The organism is Stenotrophomonas sp. GD03877 (assembly GCF_029840555.1).
GTDB lineage: Bacteria > Pseudomonadota > Gammaproteobacteria > Xanthomonadales > Xanthomonadaceae > Stenotrophomonas > Stenotrophomonas geniculata.
Genome location: NZ_JAOCCT010000024.1, coordinates 46,556 through 64,573, shown reverse-complemented (window position 1 = coordinate 64,573; position 18,018 = coordinate 46,556). Strand labels below are relative to the sequence as shown.

At 67.9% G+C, this 18,018-nt stretch carries 16 protein-coding genes; 10 read left to right on the top strand and 6 right to left on the bottom strand.

What is annotated here, in order from left to right; genetic code table 11:
• Positions 1-72 precede the first annotated feature (72 nt).
• Entirely contained in the window at positions 73-2,799 is a 2,727-nt protein-coding gene (locus N5D20_RS16930) for a TonB-dependent receptor (protein WP_279915117.1), read from the top strand.
• 104 nt (positions 2,800-2,903) lie between these two features.
• Complete coding sequence (locus N5D20_RS16925) at positions 2,904-3,536, top strand: hypothetical protein (protein ID WP_279915116.1); 633 nt, start codon at positions 2,904-2,906, stop codon at positions 3,534-3,536.
• Positions 3,537-3,565: 29 nt separating this feature from the next.
• Here the strand turns inward: N5D20_RS16925 and N5D20_RS16920 are convergent, their stop codons facing one another.
• Complete coding sequence (locus N5D20_RS16920; protein ID WP_043401982.1) at positions 3,566-4,207, bottom strand: hypothetical protein; 642 nt, start codon at positions 4,205-4,207, stop codon at positions 3,566-3,568.
• 182 nt (positions 4,208-4,389) lie between these two features.
• Between N5D20_RS16920 and N5D20_RS16915 the strand changes: the two genes are divergently transcribed.
• Positions 4,390-5,550, top strand: a complete 1,161-nt coding sequence (locus tag N5D20_RS16915) for an amidohydrolase family protein (RefSeq protein ID WP_279915115.1) — start codon at positions 4,390-4,392, stop codon at positions 5,548-5,550.
• A gap of 49 nt (positions 5,551-5,599) precedes the next feature.
• On the opposite strand, the gene N5D20_RS16910 is transcribed toward N5D20_RS16915, so the two are convergent.
• Positions 5,600-6,037 carry a DUF3806 domain-containing protein gene (locus N5D20_RS16910; protein WP_279915114.1) on the bottom strand — a complete coding sequence of 146 codons (438 nt, stop codon included), beginning with the start codon at positions 6,035-6,037 and terminating at the stop codon, positions 5,600-5,602.
• Positions 6,038-6,168: 131 nt separating this feature from the next.
• Positions 6,169-7,050, bottom strand: coding sequence for a LysR substrate-binding domain-containing protein (locus N5D20_RS16905; protein ID WP_024957553.1), 882 nt, complete (start codon positions 7,048-7,050; stop codon positions 6,169-6,171).
• 122 nt (positions 7,051-7,172) lie between these two features.
• Between N5D20_RS16905 and N5D20_RS16900 the strand changes: the two genes are divergently transcribed.
• On the top strand, positions 7,173-7,874 hold the full coding sequence (locus N5D20_RS16900; protein WP_279915112.1) for an ankyrin repeat domain-containing protein: 702 nt from the start codon (positions 7,173-7,175) through the stop codon (positions 7,872-7,874).
• Positions 7,875-7,925: 51 nt separating this feature from the next.
• Positions 7,926-9,383 (top strand): amidohydrolase family protein, encoded by a 1,458-nt coding sequence (locus N5D20_RS16895; protein ID WP_279915111.1) that lies wholly within the window; start codon positions 7,926-7,928, stop codon positions 9,381-9,383.
• A 114-nt stretch (positions 9,384-9,497) separates the two neighbouring features.
• On the opposite strand, the gene N5D20_RS16890 is transcribed toward N5D20_RS16895, so the two are convergent.
• Positions 9,498-10,427: a LysR family transcriptional regulator gene (locus tag N5D20_RS16890; protein WP_049430989.1), complete on the bottom strand. Its 930-nt coding sequence runs from the start codon at positions 10,425-10,427 to the stop codon at positions 9,498-9,500.
• A gap of 93 nt (positions 10,428-10,520) precedes the next feature.
• On the opposite strand from N5D20_RS16890, the gene N5D20_RS16885 reads away from it, so the two are divergent.
• Positions 10,521-11,714, top strand: coding sequence for an MFS transporter (locus N5D20_RS16885; RefSeq protein WP_071305367.1), 1,194 nt, complete (start codon positions 10,521-10,523; stop codon positions 11,712-11,714).
• 598 nt (positions 11,715-12,312) lie between these two features.
• Here the strand turns inward: N5D20_RS16885 and N5D20_RS16880 are convergent.
• Together N5D20_RS16880 and N5D20_RS16875 are read right to left on the bottom strand one after the other, a co-directional pair.
• Positions 12,313-12,966, bottom strand: coding sequence for a response regulator transcription factor (locus tag N5D20_RS16880; protein ID WP_279914815.1), 654 nt, complete (start codon positions 12,964-12,966; stop codon positions 12,313-12,315).
• A complete protein-coding gene (locus tag N5D20_RS16875; protein WP_279914814.1) occupies positions 12,959-15,988 on the bottom strand; it encodes a sensor histidine kinase in 3,030 nt (1,009 codons plus the stop codon). The genes N5D20_RS16880 and N5D20_RS16875 overlap by 8 nt, the downstream gene beginning before the upstream one ends.
• A gap of 96 nt (positions 15,989-16,084) precedes the next feature.
• Here N5D20_RS16875 and N5D20_RS16870 point away from each other — a divergent pair, with 96 nt between their 5' ends.
• From N5D20_RS16870 to N5D20_RS16855, 4 genes are read left to right on the top strand one after another with little or no spacing between them, the layout of a single operon-like run.
• The gene (locus N5D20_RS16870) at positions 16,085-16,417 is read left to right on the top strand and encodes a hypothetical protein (protein ID WP_019337881.1); all 333 of its coding nucleotides are present in this window, start codon (positions 16,085-16,087) and stop codon (positions 16,415-16,417) included.
• 50 nt (positions 16,418-16,467) lie between these two features.
• Complete coding sequence (locus tag N5D20_RS16865; RefSeq protein WP_019337880.1) at positions 16,468-16,911, top strand: AraC family transcriptional regulator; 444 nt, start codon at positions 16,468-16,470, stop codon at positions 16,909-16,911.
• A complete protein-coding gene (locus tag N5D20_RS16860) occupies positions 16,908-17,564 on the top strand; it encodes a hydrolase (protein WP_010485105.1) in 657 nt (218 codons plus the stop codon). Before N5D20_RS16865 ends, N5D20_RS16860 begins: the two co-directional genes overlap by 4 nt.
• A gap of 2 nt (positions 17,565-17,566) precedes the next feature.
• Complete coding sequence (locus N5D20_RS16855) at positions 17,567-17,992, top strand: DoxX family membrane protein (protein ID WP_005410009.1); 426 nt, start codon at positions 17,567-17,569, stop codon at positions 17,990-17,992.
• Positions 17,993-18,018 lie beyond the last annotated feature (26 nt).

Sequence of the window (18,018 nt, the reverse complement as noted above, 5' to 3'; positions counted from 1 at the left end):
CGTTACGGGATCGTTATGTGCCGCACAGGCCGCTGTCCCGTACCACCACCCGCCAAACTCCCCAGGAAGCCCATGTCCGCCTCCCACAAGGCGCCGCGCCCGCGTCCGCTGGTGCTCGCACTGTCGTCCCTGATGCTGGTCTCACTGCCGGCCTTCGCGCAGGAAAGCGCACCCACCACATTGCAGGAAGTGAAGGTCACCGGCTCGCGTATTCCGCGCGCCAGTGTCGAGGGGCCCTCGCCGGTGACGGTGATCAGCCGGGAGCAGATCGATGCACAGGGCTACCGCAATGCCTTCGATGCGCTGAGCGCGCTGACCGAGAACACCGGCAACGTGCAGGGCGAGGACTTCGGCAATACCTTCACCCCGGCCGCCAACACCATCAACCTGCGCGGGCTGGGCCCGAACCGCACGCTGGTGCTGGTCAACGGCCGCCGCCAGGCCGACTATCCGCTGGCCTACGAGGGCTCGGTGAACGTGGTCAACCTGGCCAACATCCCCAGTGCGCTGATCGAGCGCATCGAGGTCCTGGCGGCCGGTGCGTCGGCGGTGTACGGCTCCGATGCCATCGCCGGTGTGGTCAACATCATTCTCAAGGACCGCTTTGAGGGTGTGGACGTGAACGTGCGCGCCGGTGGCACCCAGCAGGGCGGTGGTGACAACCAGCGCGCGCAGGTGGTCGGGGGTAGTTCCGGCGAGCGTTGGGATGCGCTGTTCGGCTTCGAGTTCGATGTGCGCAAGGCGATCCATGCGCGCCAGCGCGACTTCATGGATTCGCTGGATGATGACCCGGCCGGCAAGGCGCCGCAGGCGACCGCGATCGCCTATCGCCGCAATGCTGCCACCGGCCGCAACATCGATCCGGGCGTCAGCGGCTGCGACGCAGCGTCGGAGATCTATGGCGGCAGCGTGTTCCGCGCCAACAACCCGCGCCAGGGCTGGTACTGCGGCAGCAATGAGGCCGCCGCCAGTTACTGGACCGTGCAGACCCAGAAGCGCAACCTCAATGGCTACGGCCTGCTGACCTTCCACGTCAACGAGACCACCGATCTGTTCGCCGATGTCGCCGTGGGCAGCGCGCGCATCTACAACAACACGCGTGCGCCGACCTGGACCTCGGCGCGCAACTACTTCTACAACCAGACCACCGGCAATCTGGAAAGCTGGTACCGCCGCTTCGCGCCGGAGGAAATCGGCGGCCTGCCGCGCAATGCCAACCGCTTCCTGGAAAACTCGTGGTCGTTCAACGTCGGCGCACGTGGCCAGATCGGTGACAGTGGCTGGGACTATGAGGCGGTCTACAGCCGCTCGCGTTACGAGAACCGCACCCGCCGCCCGGTGCTGCTGGCCGGCATCAACGAATACCTGCTGGGTCCGAAGCTGGGCGTACGCAATGGCGTTGAGGTCTATGCGCCGGACCCGGCACGCCTGTTCAAGCCATTGACCCCGAACGAATACGAGGGCCTGTCCGACTACCAGGAAAGCCGCAATGCGGCATGGCTGCAGACCTTCAGCGCCAGCGTCAACGGCCGCCTGTTCGCGCTGCCCGGTGGCGACGCTGCATTGGCAGCGGTGGTCGAAGCCGGCAGTCAGGGCTACCGCAACCGCCCGGACCCGCGCCTGGGAACCGGCGAGTTCTGGAACACCAGTGCAGGCGTCGGCGCCGGTGGCGAGCGTGACCGCTACGCCGCAGGTGTGGAGCTGCAGTTGCCGCTGCTGCAGTCGCTGACCACCACGCTGGCCGGCCGTTACGACCAGTACCGTGCGGGTGGCGAGCACATCGGCAAGGCGACCTGGAGCGTTGGCGTCGAGTTCCGTCCGATCGAGAGCCTGCTGATCCGTGGTACGGCGGCGACCAGTTTCCGGGCGCCGGACATGAACTATGTGTTCGCGACGGAGACGCGCGGTTACAACCCGGGCATGACCGACTACTGGCGCTGCCGCACCGCAGGCCAGTCGTACGACAACTGTGACTACAACGGCCTGTCGATCGACTACAGCAACCGCGCCAATGCGCAGCTGCAGCCGGAATCGGCCAAGTCCTATGGCTTCGGCGTGGTCTGGTCGCCGCTGTCTGGTCTGGATTTCAGTGCCGACTACTACGACATCCGCATCGACAACGAGGTGACCAGCCTCGATACCAGCCGCATCCTGCGTGACGAGGCCGATTGCCGCCTGGGCCGCACGCTGGGCGGCGAAGCGCGCGATATCGGTTCACCGCTGTGCCAGGACGCGCTGTCGCGGGTGATCCGCAACCCGTCCAACGCAACCGTGCAGCCGGACCAGGTGACCCGTGTGCTGATCAATCCGATCAACGCCGCCTCCGAATCGGTTCGTGGCCTGGACCTGAAGGGCAACTGGCGTTTCGATGCCGGCCGTTATGGCCGCTTCACCACGCGCCTGGCCTACACGGTGGTGCTGGAGCACAAATACCGGCAGTTCTCCGATGATCCGGAGCGTGACATCCGCAATTCGCTGGATGACTACCAGTGGCGCAGCAAGGCCAACGGCAGCATCACCTGGAACCAGGGTGACTGGACCACCACGCTGTACGGCAACCGCTTCGGCTCGCTGCCGAAGACCGATGGCAGTGGCCGCATCGCGCCGTATATGACGTACAACGCCAGCGTGTTCCGCCAGTTCGGCGAGAACCTGTCGGTGGGCGTGATCGTCAACAACCTGCGCGACAGCCGCCCGCCGGCGGACAAGAACGGAGGCGGCTGGCCGTTCTACCCGGTCGGCAATTACGACCCGTACGGCCGCCAGTACTGGGTGCAGCTGGATTACCGGTTCCGTTGATCCGGCAGGCGAACGAAAGGCCCGGCATTGCCGGGCTTTTCTTTGTGCAGTGCACCGGTGCTGCCGCTGCGCGCGTGGCATGCTGTGGCGATACCCGGAGGATGATGCGCATGGATGCCAGAGTGTGGAGTGTGATTGCCGTGCTGGCCATTGCCGGGTGCAGCAGCAAGCAGGCGGCCAGTGTGGACGATGCTGCGGAGGCGGCCAGCGCCGCGCCCGTGCCGTCTCTTTCCAGCGCAGTGACCGATGCTGGATCAGCGCGCGTGCCAACGGCATCGACGCGTGCGACGGCCGGGCAAGGGCCTGCGGATCTGCAGGGACACTTCCTTGAGGGCGAGCGCTTGCTGTTGACTGAAGGAGCACTGTCGGCGGAAAAGAGCGACGTGATCCTGGGCTCGGACAACGCCTTTGCGCAGGCGATCAGCCAGTTCGAGCAGGATGCGGCGGGCCACCCGGAAGTGCAGGACCTGACCCGGCTCTACAGGACGGCTGCGACCCGGCTCATCGGCAGCGACGGCACGCTGGTGTCTTTTGCCTGTGGCTACAGCCTGTGTGTCGGCGAGATCCGCAGCCGCACCGATGAGGATTTCAGCGCCTGGTCCGAGGCGATCGGCATGGACAAGGCAAGTCCGGTCTACAGCCTGACCACGGCACCGATGACGTGGGGCAGGGACCAGCACGGCGGGCGTTTCGTGTTTTCGGTGGACCCGGCCGCCAACGCCATCACGGGTCGGTAGCGGCGGGACATGCCCGGGACAGCAGTGCGCTACGGCAGCGCCTGTTGGAGGTACGACTCGATGACGTAGCTGAAAGGCTGCTGCTGGCGGTCGCGCAACAGGGCACGCACCTCCAGGATCACGCCGTGATCGCCTTCACCCCGCGGCGGCCAGAACGTCTGGTCAGCCAGGGTCTGGCGCTGGAAACCGAGCGGGCCGACCACGCGACCGAACGGCTCGTCGGTGCTGTCCAGCACCTGGTTCATGGCCGGGCTGAGGTGGCCGGGCAGGTACCAGTTGTCGGCCTCGGACAGCACGCGGCTGCCGCAGACCAGCTGTACGCGGCGATAGCGCAGTTCGGTACCCGGCGTCGCGCCCAGCGACTGCAGAACGTCGGCGGGGGCCGGCTTGTCCTGGCCGTGTATGCGCACTGCACGCACCCGCGCCTGTTCGGCCAGGCCGTGCTCGGCGCACCAGTGTTCCAGCGTGGCGGTGGCGCTCTGCCCGGACAGCACGCGCTGGTGCAGGCGCTCGACCAGTGCCGCCGGGGCGATGCGCTGCTGGCCCGGCGGCGACTGCAGCGGCGCAGCGGCCGCAGCATCGGTGGCGGACAGGCTGGCGATCGGGGCGGCGGCAAGCAGGGACGCGGCCTGCCAGCGGCGGAGGCGATCGTGGCGGTCGGACGGGCCCATGCGGCATCACAACGGAAACAGGCGCCCATGTTACCCGTTCAGGGGTGTGCACGGCGTGGCTGCGACCGGTTGTCGCAGGGTAGTCATCGTTCTGGTGAATGTGTGCCATCCAGATATTTCGTTGGCCGATGGTGGCGGCGGGGCGCACGATGGCGGCAGTCTTGGCATTCCGGGAGTTCCCGATGACCCTCCAGTTCGTCCATGGCGGTGTCGACCGCAACGGTGCGCCGCTGCATTTCCATATCCGTGATGGCCGCATCAGCGGCCTCAATGGCGAGGCCGCGCCGGCGGACGGGACGGAATGCGTCGACCTGGAGGGCTTCGCGGTGCTGCCCGGCCTGGTGGACGGCCACATCCACCTCGACAAGAGCTTTGTCGGCGACCGTTGGCACCCGCACCAGCCGGTGAACACCCTGCGTGAGCGGCTGGCGGTGGAGAAGGCGGCGGTGGCGGGTGCGGCACCGATGGTGGACCGTGCCGAGGCGCTGATCCGCCAGTGCAGTGCTTTCGGTACCGTGGCGATGCGCTGTCATGTCGATATCGACGCCAGCACCGGGCTTGGCCATCTCGAAGCCGTACGCGAGGCGGCGTTGCGCTGTGCGGACATCATGCGCATCCAGCAGGTGGCGTTCCCGCAGGCCGGGGTGATGTCCTGTCCGGGTACCGCCGCGGTGCTGGAGCAGGCGCTTGCCGCGGGCGTGGAGGTGCTCGGCGGCATCGACCCGACCACGCTCGATGGTGATGCCGAAGGCCAATTGGCGCTGCTGTTCGGCCTGGCCGAGCACTACGGCGTGCAGCTGGACATCCATCTGCACGAGCCGGGCGAAACCGGCCTGGCCCAGCTGCTGCGCATCGCCGCGCGGACACGGGCTGCCGGCCTGCAGGGGCGTGTTGCGGTCAGCCATGCCTATTCGCTGGGCGACGTGCCGCTGGCGCGCGCGCTGCAGGTGGGCGAAGCATTGGCCACGGCGGGTGTGGCGATCATGAGCAACGCGCCGGGCGATCATCCGTTCCCGCCGCTGCGCGCGCTGCATGATGCCGGTGTGCGCGTGTTCGCCGGCAACGACAACATCCGTGACTGCTGGTGGCCGTATGGCAATGGCGACCTGCTGCAGCGGGCGATGTTGCTGGGCTACCGGTCCGGCTTCTACACCGATGCCGACTTGATGCTGGCGCTGGACATGGTCACCACCCATGCCGCGCAGGCGATCGGCCTACCGCAGCATGGTATTGCCGAAGGCCGGCCGGCGACCTTCGTGGCCGTGCGTGCCGACCACGGCCCGGCGGCCGTGGCTGCGGTGCCGCTGGAGCGCCGCGTGGTGGTCGACGGCCGCTGGCTCTAGATCCACGCCGCGCAACCCCCTGTAGTGCCGAGCCATGCTCGGCGACCTTTCAGGCGTAATCGTCGGCGCGGGTGGCGATGAATTCCTCAAGCCACGCCAGCAGATGGGCGATGTCGATGATCTCGCCCTGCTCGACGCGCTTGAGCAGCAGCGTGCTGGCGCCGATCTGCAGGCTGCTGTCGGCATAGCGCAGCACCGCGTCGATGCCCCAGGCATCGGTCACCTGCATCCAGGCCAGGCCCGGCACGCGCTGGGCCAGGGTGTCACCGAAGGCCACGCCCAGTGCTTCCCAGCCTTCGCAGTCGTCACGATCGATCAGCTCCGCATCGACCACGCGCTGCAGGGTGGTGGCCGCCAGCGGCCACTGCACCGGCAACGTCGGAAAGCCGGCGGCCACGCGCGCGGCGATCAGCGAACGCTGGTGCTGCAGATGCGTCTGCAGGGCAGCGGGCAGGGGATCGAAACGGGTGCGGATTTCGTCGGACATGGCAAGGTGCCGTGGGGCACGGAAACATCAGGCACTCTACGAGCCGATGTTGCGGGCCGTGCGGCCGGATTGACCATGTTTCGATGCGTGATGCGCGAAGTTCATCCACGCATGGCGTGGATCTACTGTGGTCAGTCCGGTTCGCGTTGCACCTGCCGCCACAGCTCGCTGGCCAGTGCGCGCACGGCATCGTCGGCATCGGCACGGTGCAGCAGGCCGATTTCGTAGTTGTCGATCACCGGCAGCTCACGCTCGCCATCGATGATGCGGTGCTCGCGGCTGACCGCGCGGCGCGGCAGCAGGCTGATGCCGATGCCATCGGCCACGGCGCCCTGGATGCCACTGAGCGACGAACTGGTGAAGGCGATGCGCCAGCGCAGGCCCAGCGCTTCCACGGCGTGGATCATCTCGTCGCGGTACAGCCCTCGCGGCGGGAAGGTGACCAGCGGCAGCGGGTCCTGCTGCAGGCAGCTGCTGCGCAGGCTGTCGATCCAGTGCATCGGCTCGCGCCGGCAATGCACCGCCTGGCGGCTGTTGCGGCGCTGCTTGACCAGCACCAGGTCCAGCTCGCCGTGGTCGAAGCCCTGCGCCAGGTCACGGCTGAGGCCGCTGCTGATCTCCAGCTTCACCTGCGGATGGCGGCGGCTGAAAGCGGCCAGCATGCGCGTGGTCTGCGGGTTGACGAAATCCTCGGGCACGCCGATGCGGACGGCGGTCTCCACCGTCGCACCGGCCAGTGCCTGGGCCATTTCCTCGTTCAGGTCGAGCATGCGCCGCGCGTAGCCGAGCAGGGTGTGGCCGGCGTCGGTGGGGTGCACATCGCGGTGGCCGCGCTCGAGCAGGCGATGCCCGGCCAGTTCCTCCAGCCGCCGCACCTTCTGGCTGACCGTGGATTGTGTCGAATGCAGGCGCGTGGCCGCCGTGGTGAAGCTGCCGCAGTCGGCCACCATCACCAGCGCCCGCAGCAGGTCCAGTTCGAACAGGGTTCTATTCGATTTGGCACTGTCTTGCATTTGAACATTTCACTTCTGGATACCCAAGCCGACTTCTACCATGCAGGGCAGGGGCCGGCAATGCCCGGCTGTTGCTACCGTCGCCCGGTGCTCCGTGGCGACGGACATGAGGAGTCACTGTCATGCGCGTCCATCGTTCCCCTGGCTGGCGTGCGCCGTTCGCGCGCGTGCTGCTGTTGTGCCTGCTGGCCATGGTCACCCCGGCCTGCACCGCAACGTCCAAAGCCGACGTCGATGGCCGCCTGCGGGATGCTGCCAGTCGCGGTGACGCTGCTGCGGTGCGACAGGCGATCGAGGAGGGCGCCACGCTGGAGGCGCGCGATGCACAGGGCCGCACCGCGCTGCTGCTGGCCACGCATGGCAACAACGTGGATGCCGCGCACGAGCTGATCGAGGCCGGTGCCGACGTCAACGCCAAGGATGCGTTGCAGGACAGCGCCTACCTGTACGCAGGCTCGCGTGGCCTTGATGAGATCCTGGCGATGACCCTGGCGCATGGTGCCGATCTGCGCAGCACCAACCGCTATGGCGGCACCGCGCTGATTCCCGCCGCCGAGCGCGGCCATGTCGCCACTGTGCGCACGCTGCTGCGGGCCGGCGTGGCGGTGGACCATGTCAACCGGCTGCACTGGACCGCGCTGCTGGAAGCGATCCTGCTCGGCGATGGCGGCGTGCGCCACGTGCAGATCGTGCAGCTGCTGCTGGAGGCCGGTGCCGACCCGGAGCTGGCCGACGGCGATGGCGTAACGCCGCTGGCACACGCGCGCCAGCGCGGCTATACCGGAATTGAATCCCTGCTGCGCCAGCACGGCGCGGTGCGCTGAGCCGCAACCCCTTCCACCCGCACGCTGGGCGTGCCCACCAGGATGCTGTCCATGTTCCGTTCCCGTCCGTTGTCCCTTGCCATCCTCCTTGTGGTGGCGCCGCTGTCGGCATCTGCTGCCGAGCGCGCCGACCTGCTGATCCGTAATGCCACCGTGGTCGACGTCGAGCACGCCAGTACCCTGGCTGGTCAGAGCGTGGTGATCCGCGGCGACGACATCGTCGCTGTCGGCCCGGACGCGCAGCTGCGCAGCCAGTGGAGCGCGACCCGCCAGATCGATGCCAAGGGCAAATACCTGATCCCGGGGCTGTGGGACATGCACGTGCACTTCGGTGGTGGCCCCGCGCTGATCGAAGAGAACAAGGCACTGCTGCCGCTGTACATCGCGCATGGCATCACCACGGTGCGTGACTGTTCCGGCGATCTGCCCGAGCAGGTGCTGCAGTGGCGTGGCGAGATCGCCAAGGGCACCCTGTTCGGCCCGCGCCTGCTGAGTTCCGGCGCGAAGATCGAAGGCATCAAGCCGGTCTGGAAGGGCACGATCGAAGTGGGCAGCGAGGCCGACGCCGACAAGGCAATCGCCCGCCTGCAGCACGACAAGATCGATTTCGTGAAGATCACCGACAGCACGCTGAAGCCGGAACTGTTCCTGTACTCGGCCAGTGCCGCGCGCAAGGCCGGATTCAAGGCGTCGGGCCACATCCCGATGGCGCTGACCGTGGAGCAGGCGGTCGATGCCGGCCTGGCCTCGATCGAGCACCTGGACTACGCGTTCAAGGCCGGCAGCAAGGACGAGGCGCAGATTGCCGCCGACTTCGGAGCTGGCCGCATCGACCGTGCCGAAGCCAACCGCCGCCTCGACGCTAGCTTCGACCGTGACACCGCAATGCGGGCCTACCGTGATTTCGCCAAGCGTGGCGTATTCGTGACCCCGACCCTCAACGGCGGCCGCATCCTCGACTTCCTCGACCAGGATGACCACGCCAACGACCCGTACCTGGCCTACATCGGCCCGGGCCTGCGCGCGACCTACCAGTGGCGCGTGGACCGCGCGGCGAAGGCGACGCCGGCGCAGATCGAAGCGCGCCACGCGCAGTACCACCAGGTGGCCGCCGTGCTGCCGCTGCTGCAGGAAGCGGGTGTGACGATCATTGCCGGTACTGATGCGGGCTTCCTCAACTCGTTCAACTTCCCGGGCATCGCCCTGCACCAGGAACTGCAGCTGTTCGTGAAGGAAGGCCTGAGCGCACCGCAGGCACTGTCGGCCGCAACCCGTTCCGGCCCGGCCTGGTTCGGCCAGATGGACCGTTACGGTGGTGTCGCGCAGGGCAAGGCCGCCGATCTGGTGCTGCTGACCGCCAACCCGCTGCAGGACATCGCTGCCACCGAGAAGATCGACAGCGTGATCCTGCGCGGCAACGTGTATGACCGCGCCGCGCTGGACAAGATGCTGGCCGACACCAAGGCCAAGGTCGCGGCGTGGAATGCCGAGGCGACGAAGGCCAATTGATGGTGCGGCGGGGCGGAATCCACGCATGGCGTGGATCTACCGGTTACCGTCCGGGCATCCATACCCGCGATCAGCAGTAGATCCACGCCATGCGTGGATGATGCGGCCGGTGACCTAGCGCGGCGCCGGCCGCATGCCGTGCAGCTGCGGTAGTGCGGCCTTCATCGCATCGATGAAGGCGCGCAGCCGCGGCGGCTGCTGGCGCGCTGCGGGAAATACCACGTGTACCGGCAGTGGCGGTGCCTGCCAGTCCGGCAGCAGCTGCACCAGCCGCCCTTGTGCGAGGTCGTCGGCCACCAGCCAGGCCGAGACCACGGCCGCTCCCAGCCCGGCACATGCGGCCTGCTGCACCACGAACAGGTTGTCGCTGAGCAGGCGCGGGCTGATCGAAAGGGTATGCGCGTGCCCCTGCGCGTCATGCAGCAGCAGTCGTTCGCGGTAGTAGGTGACCAGCGAGATCCACGGCAGTGACTGCGCCTGCTCCGGCGTATTGACTGCCGTGGCGTCCACCAGCGAGGGCGCCGCCACGACGATGCGCGGTACTTCGGCCAGTGGCAGCGCGACCATGCGCGGTTCGTCGACCGGGCCCACCCGCACCGCGCAGTCGATGCCTTCTGCAATGAAATCCGGACGCCGATCTTCAAGGATCCACTCCAGGCTCAGCTGCGGATGCCGGGCGAGGAATGCGAGCATGGTCGGCAGCAGCTGCGCCTGGCCGAATGCATGCGGCACCATCACCCGCAGACGGCCGCGCAGTGTTTCCGGCTCGCCGTGGAGTTCGGCCTGCAGCGACTCCCATTCGTCGACCACGCGTTGCGCATGGCGCTGGCAGCGCAGGCCATCCTCGGTCAGTTGCAGGCCATGGGTGGAGCGCAGCAGCAGGCGCAGGCCGAGCTGCCGCTCCAATGCCTGCAGGCGTCGGCTGACCGTTGGCTGGGTGGTGCCCAGCTGCGCGGCTGCGGCAGACAGGCTGCCGGCATCGACGATGCGCAGGAAGGTGCGCAGCAGATCCAGGCGATCGGCACCAGCGGTGAGCTCGGTCATGCGTAGGGCGTATGAATGATATGTATTTCAGCCTACTACAGACGTTGGGCGAATGCGGGCAGGATACGCCCACTTCTTCCACCGGACTCCCCCATGTCTACCCCTTCGCTGTCCGTCGCCGCCGCACCCGCGACTGCACCCTCCACCCCGCTGGTGCTGGCAATGGCGGCCGGCGCCGGCTTCTCGGTCGCCTCGCTCTATTACAGCCAGCCGATGCTGGGCCTGATCGCCCAGGACCTCGGCGCGGGTGAGCGCGCCGCTGGCCTGGTACCGACCCTGACCCAGCTTGGCTATGCAATGGGTATCCTGCTGCTGGCGCCGCTGGGTGACCGGTTCGACCGCCGCAACCTGATCCTGTTGAAATCTGCATTGCTGGCACTGGCATTGGGTGCTGCAGCGATGGCCGGGCACCTGCCGGGCCTGCTGATGGCCAGCCTGCTGGTCGGGCTGATGGCCACGCTGGCGCAGGACATCGTGCCGGCCGCTGCGGTGCTGGCACCGGATGCGCAGCGCGGGCAGATCGTCGGCCGGGTGATGACCGGCTTGTTGCTGGGCATCCTGTTGTCGCGCGTGGTCAGTGGCGTGGTGGCTGAAGCGTGGGGCTGGCGCACGCAGTTTGTGCTTGCTGCAGTATCGGTGGCGGCGATGGGTGCGGTGATGGCGCGCGCGCTGCCGCGTTTCGCACCGACCAGCACGCTGCGCTATCCGGCGTTGCTGGGCTCATTGCTGGCGTTGTGGCGCGAGCAGCCGCAGCTGCGCCGTGCGGTGGCCAGCCAGTCGCTGCTGGCGGTGGGTTTCAGTGCATTCTGGTCGACCCTGGCGCTGATGCTGCATGCTCGTCTGGGCCTGGGCAGTGCGGCGGCGGGTGCGTTCGGTATTGCGGGTGCGGCCGGTGCACTGGCCGCACCATTTGCGGGTCGATTCGCCGATCGCTTGGGTTGCCATGCAGTGGCGCGGCTGGCGATCGCGGTGGCGTTGCTGGGCTTCGGCCTGCTGCTGGCCGAGTCCTGGCTGCCGGCCGCCGCGCTGCTGCCGCTGCTGGTGGTGAGTGCGCTGCTGTTCGACTTCGGCTTCCAGTCGGCGCTGGTGGCGCACCAGACGCTGGTCTATGGCCTGGTGCCGCCGGCACGCAGCCGGCTCAATGCGTTGCTGTTCACCGGCATGTTCATCGGCATGGCTGCCGGTGGTGCGCTGGGCAGCCTGGCGCTGGCGCAGTGGGGGTGGCACGGCGTGGCCTGGTTGGCGGTGGTATGTGCGGGCGGCAGCCTGCTGCTGCGTTTGAAGTAGGGGTGGTGTTCGGCAGGGCTTGCAGCCCTGCACCTGCTGGAGGCAACAGCAACAGCAACGGCAACAGCAACGGCAACGGCGGGGTTCCTGTAGGTAGGCGGGGTGGGTCCGGTTGCGGGGGACGCCGTGAATCCGTCCATGGAGGCTCGGTCGCGCCTTGCTCGTGTGCGCTGTCCTGCGCACACGGCAAGACCGGGGTTGGGCGTCCTGCCCAACCCGCCCGAGGCATGCCTCGGGCCCATGGCGCTCACGCCCCCGCAACCGGACCCACCCCGCCTTCGACAGTTTCCTGCGGTGTGTTGGAACGGATCTGACCCCAGATTGATTTCGATATCTGACAGAAGTGTCGACCAAGGTCGACACCTACCAACAGCCGTGGAGTTCTGTCAGAGGTGGGGCGGTGTCGGAGTGCGGGGTGTCAGCCGCATGGATGCGGCTGCCAAGCTTACAGGGACGTACTTGCAGCGTCCCCGCACTCCGACACCGCCCCGCCATCCCACGGACTCCACGCTTTTGCTGTTGCTTTTGCTGTTGAGGTTGCCGGCCAGCGGCCGGCACTGCCGCGGGTGCAGGGCTGCAAGCCCTGCCGAACAACCCCCTAATCGTGACCGCTGTCGTCCAGGCTGATGATGCCGCGGCGCAGCGCCTGGGTTACCGCATGCGTGCGATCACCCACGCCCAGCTTGTCCATCAGGCTCTTCATGTGCGCCTTCACCGTCTGCTCGGAAATCTGCATGCGTTCGCCGATGCGCTTGTTCGACAGGCCACTGGCCACGTGCCGCAGTACCTCGGTCTCGCGCGGTGACAGGCGGTCTTCGATCACATGCGCGGCGATGCTGGCGGCCACCGCTGGAGGAATCGGCGCACGGCGGCCACCGGCCACCATGCGGATGGTGTCGACCAGTTCGTGGCGCAGCATGTCCTTCAGCAGATAAGCGCTGGCACCCGCCTGCAGGGCCCGCACCGCGCGTACATCGCCGCGGTAGGTGGTCAGCACAATGATGCGCGCACGCGGGTCCATCGCGCGGATCCGTACGATCGCTTCGACGCCATCCAGGCGTGGCATCTGCAGGTCCATCAGCACCACGTCGGGCTGCAGCTGCTGGTAGCGTGCGATGGCTTCCTCGCCATCGGCGGCTTCGCCGAGCAGGCGCAGGTCGGAATGGGCGCCCAGCAGCGCCGCCAGGCCGTCACGCAGCAACGGGTGGTCGTCGACCACCAGCACGCCGATCGGGGCAGGGGACTCAGTCATGGTTTGCTTTACTCCAGGGCCAGCGCCAACGCGATGGGCGGCGGTGATACAGGCGCCGGGCGGGAACCGCCAGCGCGACTTCGGTCCCCAGCCCGGCGCGGGTCCACAGCTGCAGTTCCGCACCGAGGCGCTGTGCACGTTCGCGCATGCCCTGCAGGCCCCAATGACCATGGCCGGCGTTCTCGTCGGCGATGCCGACGCCATCGTCGCGCACGTGCAGCAGGAAGCAACGCGTGCCGTACGACAGCTCCACTTCGATGGCGCTGGCGTTGGCGTGGCGCAACGCGTTGCGGATGGCCTCGCGACCAATCAGGAACACTTCCTCCGCGGCATCGGCCTGTAGTGGTGGCGTCGCGCCCTCAACGGTCAGGCGCAGAGGATTGGTGCCATGCCCCGCGTACTCGGCGTGCACATCGGCCAGTGCCGAAGCCAGGTCGCGGCCGGCGAAAGGGCCGTCGCGCAATGCGTTGACGCGTTCGCGGCCCTCGGCCAGATTGCGCTCGGCCAGCTGCATCGCCGACTCCAGCTGGCCGCGCACTGCTTCTGGCGTCTGCGCGGACTGGCTGATTGCATGCAGGCGCAGGATCAGGCCCTGGCTACCCTGCAGCAGGGTGTCGTGCAGGTCGCGCGCGATGCGCTCGCGCTCGCCGTTGCGTTCCTGCAGGCGCGCACGGAACAGCGCGGCGAGCTGGCCACTTCGGATGCGCACGGCCAGTACGAGCAGCGCCAGCACGGCGGCCACGCACAGCAGCTTGAACCACACGGTCTGGATGAAGGTGGGCGCGATGCGGAAGCTGCGGCTGGCCGGGACCGTGCTCCAGATGCCGTCCTCATTGGCGGCTTCCACGTCGAAGCGATAGCTTCCCGGCGCCAGGTTGGTGTAATAGGCGCGGGTGCTGCTGCCTGCGTCCTGCCAGCCGTCATCGACGCCGGAGAGTCGATAGCGATAGCGGTTGCGCTCCGGGCGGGCCAGTGAAAGCGCCACGTAGTCGATCTGCAGCTGGCTGGTGCCGGCCGGCAGGCGCAGGCCGTCCCGCAGTGGTTGCTGTTCGCTGCCATACAGCACGTCGCCGATGCGAACGCTGGGTGCCAGTGTGTTGACGTGCGAACGCTTGGTGTCCAGCCAGGCCAGGCCTTGGTTGGTCGCCAGCCACAGAAGACCGTCGTCGGCCAGCGTGGCGGTGGCGATCGGCCCGCTCTGCAGGGCAATGCCGGGCATGCCATCCACCGCATCGAACAAGCGGGGCGTCACCTGCTGCCCTGCCTGCATTGCTCGGCGCAACAGGCTGCTCTCAAGACGCACCAGGCCACGGCTGCCATTGAGCCACAGATGCCCGCCCGCATCGGCGACCATGCCGGTGATGCCTTCGAGGACGCCGGCCATGTCGGTGCGCACTGCAACGAAGGGCCCCTCGCCGATGCGTGCGGCGAGTCCGGCTTCGCCGGCTACCAGCAGCAGGTCCTGATGCTGCAGCAGGGCGGTCACCGGCCCTACCGAAAGGCCCTGCGCTGCGCCGAAGGCATCGATGGTCGTGGTGCCCATCCGGCGCACGCGACCATCGGCGTAGCCGAGCAGCAGCTGGCCATGGGCGTCCAGCGCCAGGGAGGAGCAGGCCTGCTCGGGCAGGCGACTCGCCCGCTGCCATTGCTCGTCCCGGTAATGCAGCACACCGCGTTCGCCCGTGCATACCCAGGCCTGCGTCTCGTCGGGAAACAGCAGGGCGTGCAGCGGCTGCCCGGTGAACGGCGCGGGCAGCGGAATCAGCGTGGTACGGCCTTCGACAGTGCGCGCCAGATTGACCCAATCGAACTGCCAGATCGGCGCAGGTGCCTGCCGCGCTGCGGCCTGCAGCTGTGCGGCGCTGCCTTCCAGCAGGGACCGCCGCAGGTCGTAGGGCTTGAGGTCTTCACCGTAGCCGTACACCCGTCCGTCAGTGGTGCGCACCAGCGAGCGGTAGGGATCACTGGGGCCGACCGCCAGGGTGTGCACGCTGCGCGCGCGGAAGCGGTTAAGGCCAAGATTGGTACCTACCCAGAGGTTGCCTTCGCGGTCGGCGATGATCGGCACCGCCGAGGTGGCCGTCAGGCCATGCGGTGAATCGAAGCGCTCCATGCGCACGGCTCGGGTGCCGTCGAACGTGACCCGGGCGACGCCTCCATGCGGGCTCATCGTCGCCCACAGCGCGCCGTCGGTGGTGAACTGCATGCGGGCAGCGACCAGGTCGGGCAGGCGCCTCGCCTCACGTTCGGGCCCGGTCAGCAGACCATGTGCGTTTGCCAGTGGCGAGGCGCCACGGACGCGGTCGGCCAGCCACACCTCACCCTGCGGGTTCTCCACCAGTGTTGCCATCTGCGAGACGGCGATGCCGGTATCAATGAAGACCGCCTGGTGGGGTCCGCGCATCCATATCTTCAGATCCGCCAGTACCCAGAACGTGCCACGGCTGTCATGCAACACCCATTGCACGCGGTGTTCCGGCAGCCCGGTGGAGGCCGGCGGGCGTTGCCAGCGCCGGCCATCGAACCAGCGCAGTCCACCATTGATCGCTGCCCAGAGGCGGCCCTCGCGGTCCTGGCTGAAGTGCGGCACCACGCCGACCGGTACGCCCTGTTGCCGACCGTAGTTGTGCAGTTGGCCGCGTGCGAGTTGGCTGATGCCGGCCTGGAAGTAGCCGATCCACATTGCGTCATCGCGCCCGACTGCCAGGGTGACCATGTTGGTGGACGGGAAGCTGCTGCCCGGTGGTGGCGCCTGGCGTTCAAAACGGCGGCCGTCGAAGCGGTACAGGCCAGAACCGGTCGCCAGCCACAGCAGTCCATCACGGTCCTGCGCAATGTCCCATATATCGCCAGGCGCACCCTGGCCGACCCGCCATGCGGTGTGCTCGTAGCCGGGCAGTCCGCTGCTCAGGGCGGGACGCTGCACGGCGAGCGCGGGCAGGGCGGTCATCAACAGCAGGCACGTCAGCAGCGCCGGTAGGCGACGCAGGAACGGGAAGGGGCGGCCACGCATGGTGCGCATTCTGGCAGGTGCGGGGCAGGCCAGGGTGACCCGAACGGGGTAGGCGGCACGCGGTCCGTTCCGATATCACGCCGGCATGCCCCGTGGAGCCCGGTCATGCAGCGCCTGTTCGTGATGTTTCCCGACCGTGGCCCGGGCCTCGGCCTGCTGTGGCTGCGGCTGTGCGTTGCGGCCGCTCTTTGCGGGCCCGGTATGCCAGGCGGCTGGTGGTCGGCCTTGTACCTGCTGGCCGTAGCGATGCTCGCACTTGGTGTGCTGACACCACTGGCGGCAGTGATGGCGGCCGTGGGTCTGTCCACGCTGCCCGGGCCTTGGCCACTGGCGCTGCTGCCTCTGGCCCTGCTGGTGCTGGGGCCGGGCGCCTATTCGCTGGACGCACGGCTGTTCGGTCGCCGCGTGATCGGCCGCCGGCCTCCCCCATTCGGGTAGGTGCTGGCCTCGACCGACGGGGGTAGGGCATCGTGCAGGCGCCCCGCACCATGGGCCACCCCCTCGCGGCGACCTCGATGGCCACCGTTACTCCACAGGAATTCCCCGCTGCGTCGCTGGCACCACAGCAGGTCGCAGCATTGCAGCGTGCATTGCGCTATGTCGATGAACACCTGTCGCAGCCGCTGCGGGTGACCGAGCTGGCGGCGGCCGCCTGCGTCAGCCGCTTCCATCTGGTGCGCCTGTTCCGTACCGGTACCGGTGCCAGCCCGTTGCGCTATGTGCGTCGCCGCCGCATCGAGCGTGCGCGCCAGCTGCTGCCGGGTGCGCAGTTGCCGATGGCCTGCCTGGCCCAGCAGCTGGGCTTCTTCGACCAGAGCCATTTCGTCCGCAGCTTCCGCGCGGAGACCGGCTGCAGCCCCGGCCAGTACGTCGCCGGCGATGCCGCCCTGTTGCTTCCCCTTGATCGTGTTTCCAACGGAGTCCATCCATGAGCCTTGCCACCGCCACTCCCGCCCCGGCGCTGCTTTCGCCGACCGACCACGCCCTGGTGCTGATCGACTTCCAGTCGCAGATGGCGTTTGCCACGCACACCATCGACATCTCCGCGCTGCGCAACAACGTGTCGCTGATCAGCAAGGGTGCCAAGGGCTTCCACGTGCCGGTGCTGCTGACCACGGTGGCGGAAGCCTCGTTCTCCGGCCCGATGTTCCCCGAACTGCCGCAGATCTTCCCGGGCCAGACGGTGTTCGACCGCACCTCGATGAATACCTGGGAAGACCAGCCGGTGATCGACGAGATCAACCGTATCGGCAAGCGCCGGCTGGTGATGGCCGGCCTGTGGACCAGCGTCTGCATCGTCGGCCCGGCGCTGTCGGCACTGGCGCAGGGCTTCGAGGTATATGTGATCACCGATGCCTGTGGTGATGTCAGCGAAGAAGCGCACGAGCGTGCGATCACCCGCATGGTGCAGGCCGGCGCGGTGCCGATGACCAGCGTGCAGTACCTGCTCGAACTGCAGCGCGACTGGGCACGCGGGGAAACCTACGACCTGACCACCGGCATCGCGCGCGATCACGCGGGTGGCTATGGCATCGGCATCCAGTACGCCAAGCGCATGTTCGGCGCGCAGGAAGGCGGGCACTGAGCATGCTGGCTGGCCATGGCCTCGACCTGGCCCTGCTGATGCTGCGCGTGGCGGCTGGAGGCTTCCTGCTGCCGCACGCGCTGGGCAAGCTGTTCGGCTGGTTCGGCGGTCCGGGGCTCTCTGGTTTCGCCACCGAGCTGCGCGGCTTCGGGCTGCCAGCGGTGGCACCTTTGCCACTGTTGCTGGCCCTGTTGCAGGTGCTGTCCGGGCTGGCCGTGCTGCTGGGATGGCAGACCCGTATCGCCGCGCTTGCGGCGGCCGCTTTCATCGGCTTCACCGTCCTGTTGGCCCTGCCCAGGGGATGGTTCTGGATGCGCGGTGGCAGTGAGTACCCGTTGATGTGGACAACGGTACTGCTGGCCATCGCGCTGGCCGGGCCCGGCACCTGGGCGCTGGACGTCCACCGACTTCCGGGAGACCTCGCATGAGTCACGATCCACTCGATCACGGCCGC

Coding starts and splice junctions, on each gene's coding strand:
- N5D20_RS16930 (WP_279915117.1), top strand. CDS start 73: ATGTCCGCCTCCCACAAGGCGCCGCGCCCGCGTCCGCTGGTGCTCGCA.
- N5D20_RS16925 (WP_279915116.1), top strand. CDS start 2,904: ATGCGCATGGATGCCAGAGTGTGGAGTGTGATTGCCGTGCTGGCCATT.
- N5D20_RS16920 (WP_043401982.1), bottom strand. CDS start 4,207: ATGGGCCCGTCCGACCGCCACGATCGCCTCCGCCGCTGGCAGGCCGCG.
- N5D20_RS16915 (WP_279915115.1), top strand. CDS start 4,390: ATGACCCTCCAGTTCGTCCATGGCGGTGTCGACCGCAACGGTGCGCCG.
- N5D20_RS16910 (WP_279915114.1), bottom strand. CDS start 6,037: ATGTCCGACGAAATCCGCACCCGTTTCGATCCCCTGCCCGCTGCCCTG.
- N5D20_RS16905 (WP_024957553.1), bottom strand. CDS start 7,050: ATGCAAGACAGTGCCAAATCGAATAGAACCCTGTTCGAACTGGACCTG.
- N5D20_RS16900 (WP_279915112.1), top strand. CDS start 7,173: ATGCGCGTCCATCGTTCCCCTGGCTGGCGTGCGCCGTTCGCGCGCGTG.
- N5D20_RS16895 (WP_279915111.1), top strand. CDS start 7,926: ATGTTCCGTTCCCGTCCGTTGTCCCTTGCCATCCTCCTTGTGGTGGCG.
- N5D20_RS16890 (WP_049430989.1), bottom strand. CDS start 10,427: ATGACCGAGCTCACCGCTGGTGCCGATCGCCTGGATCTGCTGCGCACC.
- N5D20_RS16885 (WP_071305367.1), top strand. CDS start 10,521: ATGTCTACCCCTTCGCTGTCCGTCGCCGCCGCACCCGCGACTGCACCC.
- N5D20_RS16880 (WP_279914815.1), bottom strand. CDS start 12,966: ATGACTGAGTCCCCTGCCCCGATCGGCGTGCTGGTGGTCGACGACCAC.
- N5D20_RS16875 (WP_279914814.1), bottom strand. CDS start 15,988: ATGCGCACCATGCGTGGCCGCCCCTTCCCGTTCCTGCGTCGCCTACCG.
- N5D20_RS16870 (WP_019337881.1), top strand. CDS start 16,085: ATGCAGCGCCTGTTCGTGATGTTTCCCGACCGTGGCCCGGGCCTCGGC.
- N5D20_RS16865 (WP_019337880.1), top strand. CDS start 16,468: ATGGGCCACCCCCTCGCGGCGACCTCGATGGCCACCGTTACTCCACAG.
- N5D20_RS16860 (WP_010485105.1), top strand. CDS start 16,908: ATGAGCCTTGCCACCGCCACTCCCGCCCCGGCGCTGCTTTCGCCGACC.
- N5D20_RS16855 (WP_005410009.1), top strand. CDS start 17,567: ATGCTGGCTGGCCATGGCCTCGACCTGGCCCTGCTGATGCTGCGCGTG.